Source organism: Bradyrhizobium sp. Ses1 (assembly GCF_059512365.1).
This window is the reverse complement of record NZ_JCAMOQ010000019.1, coordinates 143,666-155,231: the sequence shown is the minus strand read 5'-3', so window position 1 is coordinate 155,231 and position 11,566 is coordinate 143,666. Positions and strand designations below refer to the sequence as shown.

13 protein-coding genes are annotated in these 11,566 nt (G+C 62.4%); 4 read left to right on the top strand and 9 right to left on the bottom strand.

Going from position 1 to position 11,566, the window contains the following annotated elements; genetic code table 11:
- Nucleotides 1–644 precede the first annotated feature (644 nt).
- Nucleotides 645–1,907 (top strand): cytochrome P450, encoded by a 1,263-nt coding sequence (locus AC5ZG5_RS22460; RefSeq protein WP_456642767.1) that lies wholly within the window; start codon nucleotides 645–647, stop codon nucleotides 1,905–1,907.
- 17 nt (nucleotides 1,908–1,924) lie between these two features.
- On the opposite strand, the gene AC5ZG5_RS22455 is transcribed toward AC5ZG5_RS22460, so the two are convergent.
- A complete protein-coding gene (locus tag AC5ZG5_RS22455) occupies nucleotides 1,925–3,523 on the bottom strand; it encodes a GMC family oxidoreductase (protein ID WP_456642766.1) in 1,599 nt (532 codons plus the stop codon).
- Between AC5ZG5_RS22455 and AC5ZG5_RS22450 the strand changes: the two genes are divergently transcribed.
- Together AC5ZG5_RS22450 and AC5ZG5_RS22445 are read left to right on the top strand one after the other, a co-directional pair.
- Nucleotides 3,455–3,682 carry a hypothetical protein gene (locus tag AC5ZG5_RS22450; RefSeq protein ID WP_456642802.1) on the top strand — a complete coding sequence of 76 codons (228 nt, stop codon included), beginning with the start codon at nucleotides 3,455–3,457 and terminating at the stop codon, nucleotides 3,680–3,682. The two genes, AC5ZG5_RS22455 and AC5ZG5_RS22450, sit on opposite strands and share 69 nt — an antisense overlap.
- 322 nt (nucleotides 3,683–4,004) lie before the next feature.
- Nucleotides 4,005–4,157: a hypothetical protein gene (locus AC5ZG5_RS22445; RefSeq protein ID WP_456642765.1), complete on the top strand. Its 153-nt coding sequence runs from the start codon at nucleotides 4,005–4,007 to the stop codon at nucleotides 4,155–4,157.
- Between the two features lie 72 nt (nucleotides 4,158–4,229).
- Here the strand turns inward: AC5ZG5_RS22445 and AC5ZG5_RS22440 are convergent, their stop codons facing one another.
- From AC5ZG5_RS22440 to AC5ZG5_RS22405, 8 genes are all read right to left on the bottom strand, one after another.
- The gene (locus tag AC5ZG5_RS22440; RefSeq protein ID WP_456642764.1) at nucleotides 4,230–4,952 is read right to left on the bottom strand and encodes a hypothetical protein; all 723 of its coding nucleotides are present in this window, start codon (nucleotides 4,950–4,952) and stop codon (nucleotides 4,230–4,232) included.
- Entirely contained in the window at nucleotides 4,949–6,328 is a 1,380-nt protein-coding gene (locus AC5ZG5_RS22435; protein WP_456642763.1) for an ABC transporter permease subunit, read from the bottom strand. Before AC5ZG5_RS22435 ends, AC5ZG5_RS22440 begins: the two co-directional genes overlap by 4 nt.
- Nucleotides 6,315–7,004, bottom strand: coding sequence for an ABC transporter ATP-binding protein (locus AC5ZG5_RS22430; protein WP_456642762.1), 690 nt, complete (start codon nucleotides 7,002–7,004; stop codon nucleotides 6,315–6,317). The genes AC5ZG5_RS22435 and AC5ZG5_RS22430 overlap by 14 nt, the downstream gene beginning before the upstream one ends.
- Before the next feature lie 94 nt (nucleotides 7,005–7,098).
- Nucleotides 7,099–8,043 (bottom strand): DUF1259 domain-containing protein, encoded by a 945-nt coding sequence (locus tag AC5ZG5_RS22425; protein WP_456642761.1) that lies wholly within the window; start codon nucleotides 8,041–8,043, stop codon nucleotides 7,099–7,101.
- A 69-nt stretch (nucleotides 8,044–8,112) separates the two neighbouring features.
- A complete protein-coding gene (locus AC5ZG5_RS22420; RefSeq protein WP_409334847.1) occupies nucleotides 8,113–8,343 on the bottom strand; it encodes a PepSY domain-containing protein in 231 nt (76 codons plus the stop codon).
- 78 nt (nucleotides 8,344–8,421) lie between these two features.
- On the bottom strand, nucleotides 8,422–9,813 hold the full coding sequence (chrA, locus tag AC5ZG5_RS22415) for a chromate efflux transporter (RefSeq protein WP_456642760.1): 1,392 nt from the start codon (nucleotides 9,811–9,813) through the stop codon (nucleotides 8,422–8,424).
- Nucleotides 9,810–10,628 carry a chromate resistance protein ChrB domain-containing protein gene (locus AC5ZG5_RS22410; protein ID WP_456642759.1) on the bottom strand — a complete coding sequence of 273 codons (819 nt, stop codon included), beginning with the start codon at nucleotides 10,626–10,628 and terminating at the stop codon, nucleotides 9,810–9,812. The genes chrA and AC5ZG5_RS22410 overlap by 4 nt, the downstream gene beginning before the upstream one ends.
- A 269-nt stretch (nucleotides 10,629–10,897) precedes the next feature.
- Complete coding sequence (locus AC5ZG5_RS22405) at nucleotides 10,898–11,158, bottom strand: hypothetical protein (protein WP_165435331.1); 261 nt, start codon at nucleotides 11,156–11,158, stop codon at nucleotides 10,898–10,900.
- Here AC5ZG5_RS22405 and AC5ZG5_RS22400 point away from each other — a divergent pair.
- Nucleotides 11,054–11,401, top strand: a complete 348-nt coding sequence (locus AC5ZG5_RS22400) for a DUF2946 family protein (RefSeq protein ID WP_349645094.1) — start codon at nucleotides 11,054–11,056, stop codon at nucleotides 11,399–11,401. The two genes, AC5ZG5_RS22405 and AC5ZG5_RS22400, sit on opposite strands and share 105 nt — an antisense overlap.
- Nucleotides 11,402–11,566 lie beyond the last annotated feature (165 nt).

The window sequence follows — 11,566 nt, the reverse complement described above, 5'->3', positions numbered from 1 at the left end:
TTCTTGCCACCATCGCTGTGTTCAACGAACAAAACTTAGCGCCAGCGTCGGGGCGCCAGGACCACACGACTTCGCCGTCCGCTGATGTTGCGTTCGTCTTTCGCAACACCCGCGTCCACCGCATCTCACCGCAACGTTCGTGACGATCGCGACCCGCCCCTCATCTGCCGTGAGACGCGCGGAGTTAAATCACTGATTTGCCCGACGGCGGAAGCGGAATGTTTTTCGCTACAGGGCTGGACGGGGCAAATCAGGTTGAAATCGCAGGTGAATTTTTCTTCGTCATTCCGGGGCGATGCGACAGCGTCGAGCTATGATGTGCAATTGCACATCAGAGAATCCATTTCTCCGCTCGTGCATGCGGCTAGATGGATTCCGGGCTCGCGCTGCGCGCGCCCCGGAATGACGGAGAGTGAGGCGCGCGGCCTATCTTGAGACGCCGCTTGCAACGGCTCGCCGGGATTGGGCGAAGCCGAGGCAGCATCGAGCCATGACGCGCAATTGCGCGTCAGCGAATTGCATCACGAAAACCGGCGCACGGGCCGAGATGCAGACAAACGGATTTGATTCGTGCCCATCAAGCACTCCGCAGAATATCAGACGCTCCGCACAAGAAAAAGGAAACGACCGACGAGGAGCCGGCCATGCACAGGACACTCGATCCCACTCAAGACAGCAGGGCCCGAGAGCGGGCTCTCTCCCTGCCGCTGGAAGAGCTCGATCCCGCAGATCCCGAGCTGTTCCGCTCCAACACCCATTGGCCCTATTTCGATCGGCTGCGCAAAGAAGATCCGGTCCACTACACCAGCGACAGCATGTTCGGCCCGTATTGGTCCATCACCAGATACGAGGACATCATAGATGTTGAAGCCAATCATGCGGTGTTCTCCTCGGCCTCGGCGCTTGGCGGCATCACCCTGGTCGACGTGACACCCGACCTGCGCCGCGAGAGCTTCATCAGCATGGATCCTCCGCGCCATGCCGCTCAGCGCAAGACGATAGCTCCAGTATTCACGTCAACACATCTCGAACAGTTGGCAATCGGCATCCGTGAGCGCTCTGTCGAATGCTTCGACAATCTGCCGACCAGTGAGGTGTTCGACTGGGTCGGCCGGGTCTCGATCGAGCTGACCACGCAGATGCTGGCCGTCCTGTTTGATTTTCCCTTCGAGGATCGTCGAAAGCTGACGCGCTGGTCTGATCTGGCAACGACCATTCCGGGCCCCGGAGGTGTCGTTGCGACCGAGGACGAGCGGCAGGCTGAACTTGAAGAATGCGCGCGATATTTCAGCCGGCTCTGGGACGCGCGCATCAACCAGCCGCCGAAAAGCGATCTGTTGTCGCTGATGGCGCACAGCCCGGCCGCGCGCGACGTGGATCCGAAAAATTTCCTCGGTAATCTGCTGCTTTTGATCGTCGGTGGGAACGAGACTACTCGCAATACCTTGTCGGGCAGCATCTATGCGGTCAACCGGCATTGGGATCAGTATCAGAAGCTCAGGAAGAGCCCTGCCCTGATCGATAATTTCGTGCAGGAGGTGATCCGCTGGCAGACGCCAGTTGCCCATATGCGGCGGACGGCACTTTCCGACATCGAGTTCCGCGGCAAGCGGATCAGGAAGGGCGATAAAGTCGCGATGTGGTATGTCTCGGGCAACCGCGACGAAGAGGTCATCGAGAAGCCTTACGAGTTCATCATCGATCGGGAGCGACCGCGCCAGCATCTGTCGTTCGGCTTTGGTATTCACCGCTGCGTCGGGCTTAGGCTCGCCGAGCTGCAGCTCAAGATCATCTGGGAAGAAATCCTGAAGCGTTTCGAGCGTATAGAAGTGGTCGACGAACCGAGGCGAGTGTATTCGAATTTCGTCAATGGCTACGAGACCCTGCCTGTTCGGATTGCCAGATAGCGAACGCCGGAGTCCGCTCATGGCCCGAGGCGGTGAGTGGCTTTCAGGAACTCGCCGGCACGCTCGCCGATGACGACGCATGGGGCCATGGTATTGCCGGTCGTCACCCGCGGCAGGACCGATCCGTCGGCGATCCGCAAATGATCGAGACCGTAAACGCGCAAGTCGTGGTCGACCACCGACATGGCATCGCGCCCCATCTTGGCAGTGCAGGTTTGGTGCGAGTGGCTGACCGTCGCGTTACGGATGAACGTTTCCAGCCCGGAATCGTCGACCGGTCCCGGCACGAGTTCTCTTTTCATGAAAGGTCGCAAGGCCGGTGAATTGCCGATAGCCCTGCAGAACTCGACACAGGTCTTCAGCGCCTTCAGATCGGCGGGATCGTCGAGGCAGTTTGCATCGATCTCGACTGGGTCGTCTGGATTGGGTCCGGTCAGTCGGAGGCAGCCCCGGCTGGCGGTGCTCAGCACCGCATTTGTCAGTGACCAACTATCGGGCGGCAGCGGATCCTTGGCGGCCTGCGGACTGGCATAGGGTGCCTCGACCATGAGCGTCTGCAGGTCCGGCACCTCGAGCGCGGAGTCACTGCGCCAAAGTGCGGTCGCTTCCGTCAAATTGTTGCGGCGTTCAATAGGCCCACACGACTCCCAGACGCATGGTGCCATGAAGTGATCCTGGAAGTTCTGGCCAACGCCGGGCAGATGCTGGACAAGAGGAATGCCGAAGCGTTTCAGCTCGGCCTCATCGCCGATACCGGACTGCATGAGCAGCTTGGGCGTGTGAATGGCGCCCAGCGACAGCACGACTTCGCCAGCACCGATGCGACGCATCTTGCCCTCATACGCGACCTCCACGCCGGTCACTCGCTTGCCGGCCAACGTTAGACGAGTGACGAGTGCGCCTGTCAGGACCGTGAGATTTGAACGATCCATGATAGGATAGACATAGGAACGGAAGATGGATTGCCGTCGGCCATCGCGGACGCACAGGTTGGTGAGGGCGGCGCCTCCATGGCCCTCCATCATCACGCCGTTCTGGTCATCGAACGTCGGAACGCCGGCGGTGGCAAAGGCCTCGATCATCGCGGCGGCGAGAGGATGCGGATCAGGCGCCGGTTGCACGAAGACCATCCCCCCGGAGCCGCGGCGGGCTGCATCCGGTGCGCCGTGCCAGTCCTCGATGCGCCGATAGATCTGCAGCACGGATTGATAGTTCCAGCCGTCATCACCGGCTTCCGCCGCGAAGCCATCCCAATCCGCTTTGTGGCCGCGCGACCAAACCATCACGTTGATACTGGATCCGCCACCGAGCACCTTGCCCATGGACATGGGAATGGCGCGATCGTTCAGCCGAGGATTTGGCATCGCGTTGAAGGACCAGTCGTGTTCGCCACGGCGAAGGGCGGGCCAACGCGACGCGCTCATGATGTCAGGCACGTCATCGCTGCCGCCGGCTTCGAGCAGGAGAACGCTGACGTCGGCATTTTCCGCCAAACGCCGCGCCACTACTGAACCCGATGACCCCGACCCGCAAATGATGAAGTCATAGTGGGACTTCAACTCAGCTCTCAGCTTCTGCTGATTGGCCTGAACACGAGCGGCAAGGTCGTCGGCCATGATCTTCCTCTTGCACGATCGCCGTCGTGGGGCGGCGCTTGCCTGATCTTCCTCGGCGAATTCTATCAGGAGTCCGAAGCGCCGCTGTTATCGATGAGCGGCATCACCGAAGTGTGTCCCGCCCAGGCAAAGGTTACAGCCGCAACACTTGGCGTCTGAGGACGCGAGAATCACGGGGTGGGTTGGTCGAGCCACACGCATCGTAACTTCCACGCGTGAGAGTGATGGCGTAACGCACGGGTGAGAGGCGCAACGGATGGCGGATTACGTTTTTTGGCTGCACTCGTTGAAGCGACGGAGAACGGGACGCTGGATCATGAACCGATTAGACGGAATCGGATCATGATCTCATCTTTGTTCAAGCATGAGTTCCGTGCAAACGGTTCCCGTTTGTCGGATGCGGAGCGCTCGCCGCTTTAACAAGTTGTAAACTTCTCCCGATCAATTTGACGGACTTCGCCCACATAGCAAGGAGCTCCAAATGTTGCGCCGCGAGCGTAAAGAGTTGGAACAAAAGCTTGCGCAAACCCGAAGGCTGGCACAGGAACCGACCGATCTGTTTACGCGCGAACGGTTGGCGGAGCTTATCGAGGACTTGGAGTTTCAGTTGGAGGCCGGTCGCGTCGCCGCCTAGGCTCGCGTATCGGAGCGATCTTCCGTCCGCAGATGATGCGCTCATCGGTGGCGAAAGCGTTTACCGTATTTCTCAGTCGGCTGCCGTGACGATGTAGTCGGCGAATTGTACGTGGCTATCGGCCTTTGACCACAGGCCGACGCGACCCGAGACGGGCTGCGCCAATGTGTGCTCGAGATAGAGCTTGCCATCGAGATAGCCCTCGACCTTTGTACCGATGATGCGAACCTTGAGGTCGTGCCATTGGCGCGTGGCGGTCGGCGTGTTGCGCACCCATTTGACCGACGAGCGCTTGCCGTTCTCGAACTTCCAGAGCACGAGGTTGTTTTCCAGACAATTGGCGCGGACGGTCAGGTAATTGCCGTTCGGCTTCAGGTTGAACAGGATTCCGGCACCCTGATCGATGCGGCCGGACAATCCCTGGAAGCGCACGGTGATCTCGCCGTTGGTGAAGTTTTCGATGTTGGGCGCGATCACGTAGGGGAAGTAGGCATAGGCCTGGACCCGATCGAGGAATTCGGCGTAGCGCTCGCCATACAGCGCGCGCGCCTTGTCGGCGATCCCGGCAGACGATTGTCCCTCCTTCCACTGCCGGCCGTCCACCGCAAGCACCTTCTTGCCGCTATCGCTCTCGATGTGCCAGATGCCGACGACCGGCACGAGCGATTTCGGCTCAGTGCCCACGGTTTCGTCGACAAAGTCGATTTTTGTCGGCTGCCCGGCGAGTGCCGGCAGCGCCAGCGCTGCGAGAACCATCGCAGCAGCGATGGGCTTGATGCTTCCTCCTGCGGTCATGATTGGGCTCCTTTGCAGGTGAACAGGGATTTGGCCGGCGGGCGCCGGCTCCACCACCAGGCGCCCGCGATCAACAGCGGCAGTCCGCCGACGAACCAGAACAGTGCAGCATCTGCCGTGGCGACCAGCGGATAGCCCGGATATTCGTCACTGGGTGCGGGCGCGAGCGGTTGCTTGCCGGCGAGGGAATACAGCAGCGGCAGGACTTCGCGCGGACTGGTCGAGCGGCTGACATCCGATCGGGCGCCGTATGAGTATTCGATTTCGCCATAAGCATCATTGGCCGGTTGGCTGGCGGCATCGCGATGGCTGCCGGCGACAATGATCGAGACGTTCGGCATCGCGCGATCGAGCTTTGCCAGCACGTTGCGTTGCAGATCGGCGTAGCGTGGATCCTCGGGGGCGAGATTCACCTTGATGATCAGAGGCAGTCGGAGCGTGGCGAGCAGCCGCTGATCGGCAGCCGGGAAGGAGTTTCGCCGGTCCTCGGTGACATCGACCGATTGCCTAATCTGCGTCGCCAGACCGAGCGCCAGCAAGATGGCGAGCACGCATGGGGCAGAACGCATGCACTTGGTTTGCGTTGGGACGCCGGGCGGCAACCAGATGGACGCGAGGGCGGACAGGCCTGCGATTGCGCCGGTCACGCCGAGCACCAGCCCGGCGGAGAGCAAGCCTTGTTCGAACGGGCGCAGCGCCTGCGTCAGTGATAGTTGCGCGACAAAGGCCGCGAGGCCGGAATGGCCGGCGAGGGTGAAGTCGAGCACCCATGATCCGATCGTCACTGCCAGCGCGATGATGGCTGAAGTGGCCGCGCTATCGGCAATGGTCGCGGCGAATAATGCAATCGCGCCCACGAGCAGGCCGTAGAGCAGATGGCCGAACAAGAGGTTCACGGTCTCGGACGCCGCAAGATGCCCGCCCAGCATCGCCCAGATCGCGAGTGCTGAAAGGGCGGGAATGCTTACCAGAATCCAGGCCGCGAGCACGGCGGCGAGCTTGGCAAGAATGAGCGTCGAGGATCGATAGGGCAACTGGACCAACAGGCGCAGCGCGCCCGATTCCTTTTCCTGGCCCAGCGCGCGGATCGCCACGAATGGGAACAGCAGCGTGACCGCGACGTAGAACGCGCCGAATGTCGGCACCAGGACGCCGTCGAGCGGCGACAGGCTTGCCGCCAGTACCGGAGATTGCTGCGCCGACGCGCTCGCTTCGCCATAGAGCGAGACGGCTTGAACGAAGCTGTAGCCGATCAATGGACAGACCAGGAGCAGCATCGTCCAGAGCGCCCGGCCGCAGACAATCTCGGCCAATTCCTTTGCAAGCAGCGGAGCAAGCGGCGCCTCGCGAGCGAGATGTGGTTCAGGTGAGCGCAAGAAAAATCTCCTCCAGCGAGCCGTTCGCCAGCGCGGTTATCGCGCGCAATTCGCCGAGAGTGCCGATACCGCGTACCTTTCCTCCGGCGAGGAGCAGAAAGCGGTCGCAGGCACGCTCGGCATCCGCGAGCTGGTGGATGGCGAGGATGAAGGTGCGTCCCCGCGCCGCTTCCTGGCGGATCACGTCGATGATGGTGCGCGTCTGCCTGATGTCGAAGCCATCGAACGGTTCGTCCATCACCAGCACGTCATGCGGGGTCAGCAGACCGAGCCCGAGCAGCAGCCGGCGGTTGTAGCCCTTGGACAGCGCATGCACGCGCTTGCCGAGGGCCGGCGTCAATCCGACGGCAGCGATCGTTGCGGCCGTCTGCGCTGCCGTTCGCTTGTAGACCTGCGCAAAGAAAGTCATGACGTCGATCGCGAACCGGTCCTGATAGGGCCGTATGCCATCGGGCAGATAGAACAGCGCTTCCTTTCTCCGCGGTGGGGGCAATTCCTCGCCGCACCAGAAAACAGTGCCTTGCTCCGTCGCGAGCAAGCCCACAAGCGATTCCAGCAAGGTCGTCTTCCCGGCCCCGTTCGGACCGACAATGCCGAGGATTTCACCGGCCGCGACGGAAAATGAGACATGCGCGACCGCCGCCTCCTGGCCGTACCGCTTAACGAGGTCTTCCACGCGAAGGAGCTCGCGGGACGTATCGTGAGCAGTAGCAGCCGCGGAGATCATGGACCCGGCCCAATCGCGGCGGGCGTACCCATGGGCGGCCCTCTCACTTCTGCGCCACCGCCGTTTTATCGAGCGCGGCGCGGATGCCTCGGGCGAGCTTTTGCGCGTCGTCGTTGGCCCAGAAATGGATGAAGAACATCCGCGGCTGCTCGTCGAGCATGTGGCTGTGGATCGCGGTCACCTCGATGTCGCCGGCGCGCAGGGCTCGGATCAGCGGATTGACCTCGTCGCCGGTGACGAGGAAGTCGCCCGTGATGGCGGCTTTGCCGCCGCCGGTCGGCTGGAAGTTGATGCCGTTGGCACCGCCCATCGCGGGGGTGACCGTCATGCCTGCTTCGGTCGCCGGCTCGCGGCGCGGGATCGTGAACTGATCGACGCCGCCGGTGACGTTCCCTTTGGCGTGCATGATCTCGTCGAGCTTCGCGGTGTCGAGGTCGACGGTGGGGGCAGGGCCGGCTGATGTCGCCGGCGGTTCGAACGGCGTCTTGCTGCCGGTCGACAGCGCCTCGTGGATCGCGCTAGCCAGCTTCACCGGATCGCCATGTCCGGCGACATGCATGTAGAACGTTGCCGGCGAGGCGCGCAGGATGTGGTTGTGGACCGCCGTGATGTCCAGTCCGCTGTTCAAGAGCTTCGTCATGACTGGCGTGATCTCGGATTCGAGCAGGACGAGATCGCCCATCACCATCGCCTGACCATCCATGGGAGTGAAGGCCACCCAGCCGCCGAGCGCGAGCGCGGGCTTGATCGTCACGCCGTCGAGCGTGACATGCAGATCGGACCGCGGCAGGCCATAGCGATGGGCCTCTCCGCTGACGGTAGCGGTCTTGCCGAGCGCTGTATCCACCTTTTTCCAATCGATCGACTGCGCGTGAGCTTCCGAGATGAACGGCTCCGCAAAGATGTTCCAATCGACGGACTGCGCCGATGCGAGGCTCGGTAACAGCAAGGCCGCGGCGATGGCGGCAAAACGAGGTTTCATGGTCATGGGGATTGGCTCCTCTTGTTGGCGTTCCTGTAGTCGAGATGCTTGTGCTTGCGACCGCGGCGCGCGGCCCTACCGCCGTTCCTTGATTTGACCGCTGCTGTCGACGACGATCTGGACCTCCTTGCCGTCTTTGACGGCCTTCACGACGATGCCTTCGGCGGTCGATTTCATCTCACCGACCTGCGAGTAGCCGGCCGACTCGAGCTTCGCGACGAGTTCCTGTTGCGTCAGGGCATAGGCAGGCGACAGCACGCCCGCCATCGTCAGGCAAAGGGCTGCGCCAGAGATCAGTCGCATCATGGTCCTTGCTCCCAGCTTGTGCCTCCAGCCCATTGTTTACTGCTATCGTCATTCGGCTCGCCGCCACATGCGCTTCGGTCAGATGATGCCAGTCAGGCGCCACAGGACGCCGGTGATGCAGGACGCTGCGAGGACGAAAAGCATTCCTACATTGAAGCGAAAAATCGCAGTCGCCGCCGCGAGCGACAGCGCAAGCGCCGGCCGATCCACGCTGCGCAGTACCGGCGCATCGAAGAAGAGACCGAAGCCTTGCACCGGAAAAGTCTGCCGGAAGATCGTGTGCAGCGCGAACCAGATGGAGAGATTGAGAATGACGCCGACGACCGCGGCGGTGATCGCCGAGAGTGCGCCGGCGAGCGCCTTGTTGCCACGTAACGCCTCGATGTAGGGCGCCCCGACGAAGATCCAGAGAAAGCACGGCGTGAAAGTGACCCAGGTCGCGAGCAATCCGCCGAGTGTGCCGGCCAGCATCGGGGATAGCCCGCTCGACTCACGGAACGCGGCCATGAAGCCCACGAACTGGACCACCATGATGAGCGGCCCCGGCGTGGTCTCTGCCATTCCGAGGCCGTCGAGCATCTCGCGCGGGGTTACCCAGTGATAGTATTCGGCGGCCTGTTGGGCGACGTAGGCCAGCACGGCGTAAGCCCCGCCGAACGTCACCATCGCCATCTTGCTGAAGAAGATCGCTATCTGGCTGAACACATCGCTCGGTCCCAGGGCGATAAGCAAGGCGAAGACAGGAACAAGCCAGAGCGCAAGCCAAGCCGCGCCCACACGCAGGGTGCGCGCGGCATTCGGCCGGACGTGATCCGGCACAGCTTCGCCGAGCATGCTGTCGATCACGGCAGAACTCTTTCCGCCGTGTTCGAGGGCTGCGAACTCCGGCCTTCCGAGCCGGGCGCCAACGAAGCCGGTGATGGCGGCGGCAACGATGATGACCGGAAACGGCACCCCGAAGAAGAAGATTGCGATGAAGGCGATCGCCGCCAACGCAACCATGACCGGATTGCGGAGCGCGCGCCTGCCGACGCGGACCACCGCCTGGATCACGATGGCGAGCACCGCCGCCTTCAGGCCGAAGAACAGCGCCTCGACGAAGCCGACATTGCCGTAGGCGGCGTAGATGTAGCTCAGCGCCATGATGGCGAAAACGCCAGGCAGGATGAACAGGCCTCCCGCCACGATCCCGCCGACGGTCCGGTGCAGGAGCCAGCCGATATAGGTCGCAAGCTGCTGCGCCTCGGGTCCGGGCAGCAGCATGCAGTAGTTGAGCGCGTGCAGGAAGCGCGCTTCCGAAATCCAGTTCTTCTCCTCGACGAGGATACGATGCATCACCGCGATCTGCCCGGCCGGGCCGCCGAAGCTCAGGATCGCGACGCGCAGCCAGACAACGAGCGCATCGGCAAAAGAGATGCCGTGCACCTCGTTGTGCGAAGTGGCCTTCGATTCGGCGGTGAGCGCGGTCATGGCTTCACCTTGCTGGTCGGCCAGTTGTGGGTCTCCTTGGTCGCGTCGCGGCACCAGCGGTAGAAGGCATCGTAGAGAAGCATGCCGGCGTTGAGCTGCTCGAGGTCGTCGTCGTACATGCGCGACAGGCCGAGCGAGACCGCGAGCAGGCCCGACGCCTCCGGAGAAAGATCGAGACGCGCGGTGTCGGCCCCGCGCACCATGACGGCCAGCCGCTCCAGTGCAGGCGTCGACAGGCCGAATTCCTGCACCATCACGTCGAACGTGCAGAGTTCGCCGCGGTGGCTCCAGAACACATTCTCGATGTCGAACGGCGTTGCCGCGAAGCGCTCGCCGACCGCAACCACTTCCGCAGGTGCGACGAACAGGAAGACCGCGGCGGGATCGACGAAACGGCGGATCAGCCAGGGGCAGGCGATGCGATCGATCTTCGGCCGCGATCGCGTCACCCAGACAGTGCGCCCGCGCCCGTCACGCCGTGGAATCCTGTTGGCGGGCACGGTGGGCAGTTCCGCCTGCTTCCAGCCGAGATGGCCGCCTTCCAGGATTTCCGCCGCGATGCCGTTGTGACGGAGCCAGGCGGCGGCGCCTTCTGAGAGCTTCTCGCCCTTGTTGCAGATGACGATGGCCGACCGTCCGGCCAGCTCTCGTGCCCAGTCGTTGATGTCGAGATGCGAGCGGCGCGTCGCGCCCGGGATCAGGCGCGGGTCCGCCGCGAAGTCCTCATCGAGGCGGACATCGATCAGAACAGGCGCACCGGCGGTGCCGATCCGTCGTGAAAGCTTGTCAAGGGAAATGGATGTGTATGAAGACATGCTGCGTCCCTCATCGTTAAGGACGCGATACTTGGGCATGTCGCCTCGCGGGGAGATCGCTTAATCCCCGGAAGACAAAATAAACTCCTTGCGGCCGGCCATGTCAATCGATGCCGCGATGCGTCGGTAGTCCTGACGAATCCTTGATCTGATAGTTCCGACCGGTTCCGCGCCACTCGGCGCTCCGCGGCCAATTTGGCGGTGGCCTGATGCAGCGAACCGGCTCGCCATGCGGTGTCGGCAATACTCTCAATTGCCGGCAGTGTGAGCTAGATCAAAGATACCTCCCTGCCGATCTGCGACACGTAGATTCGCGACGAGGAAATGCGGTGGCCGAAATGCCTTATCTCGACTCTGAAACCCTCGGGTGTTAGGAACTTGATGGGGTGGGGCTGATGCGGCAGCGGTTGCAAAGATTTTTTCCGATCGTTCTGATCGCGCTGGCGGTTCAGGTTCTGGCGCCGATCGCCACCTGCTGGGCTGCGGCCATCGCCATTTCCGATCCGGTCGGCTTCGCTGAAATCTGTCACAGCGATTCAGTCGCGTCGGCAGCAAACGCCAATCGAGATGCCAGCCAGCGCGCGCATGGCATCGCCTGTCTGATTTGCTGCGCGGCTCAGGCAAATGCGTCATTTGATGCGCCGCAGGCCATCGTGTTCGCGACGCCATATCGGCAACCGGTCCGGATGGTCTGGCACGCGCGCAGACATACCGATGTAGCCTCCCGCGCAGGCTCCAACACGCAGGCGCGCGCACCGCCTTCGATGTCGTAAGGCGAGCCGGCGCCGCCGCTTCGACAATTCATCGAAACGCGACGCCTTTTCCTTCAACCAACATGCATCGCTCGATCGCTGTCCTCGACGGCGCGCGAAGGCATGTCCCGATTTCGTTTGCCTGTCCGGCCCGATCCGCCGGGCAGGGGCGTCACCCCTATGCGC

Excerpts from the sequence above, each read along its gene's own strand:
- AC5ZG5_RS22460 (WP_456642767.1), top strand. The coding sequence starts at position 645 with ATGCACAGGACACTCGATCCCACTCAAGACAGCAGGGCCCGAGAGCGG.
- AC5ZG5_RS22455 (WP_456642766.1), bottom strand. The coding sequence starts at position 3,523 with ATGGCCGACGACCTTGCCGCTCGTGTTCAGGCCAATCAGCAGAAGCTG.
- AC5ZG5_RS22445 (WP_456642765.1), top strand. The coding sequence starts at position 4,005 with ATGTTGCGCCGCGAGCGTAAAGAGTTGGAACAAAAGCTTGCGCAAACC.
- AC5ZG5_RS22440 (WP_456642764.1), bottom strand. The coding sequence starts at position 4,952 with ATGACCGCAGGAGGAAGCATCAAGCCCATCGCTGCTGCGATGGTTCTC.
- AC5ZG5_RS22425 (WP_456642761.1), bottom strand. The coding sequence starts at position 8,043 with ATGACCATGAAACCTCGTTTTGCCGCCATCGCCGCGGCCTTGCTGTTA.
- AC5ZG5_RS22420 (WP_409334847.1), bottom strand. The coding sequence starts at position 8,343 with ATGATGCGACTGATCTCTGGCGCAGCCCTTTGCCTGACGATGGCGGGC.
- chrA (WP_456642760.1), bottom strand. The coding sequence starts at position 9,813 with ATGACCGCGCTCACCGCCGAATCGAAGGCCACTTCGCACAACGAGGTG.
- AC5ZG5_RS22410 (WP_456642759.1), bottom strand. The coding sequence starts at position 10,628 with ATGTCTTCATACACATCCATTTCCCTTGACAAGCTTTCACGACGGATC.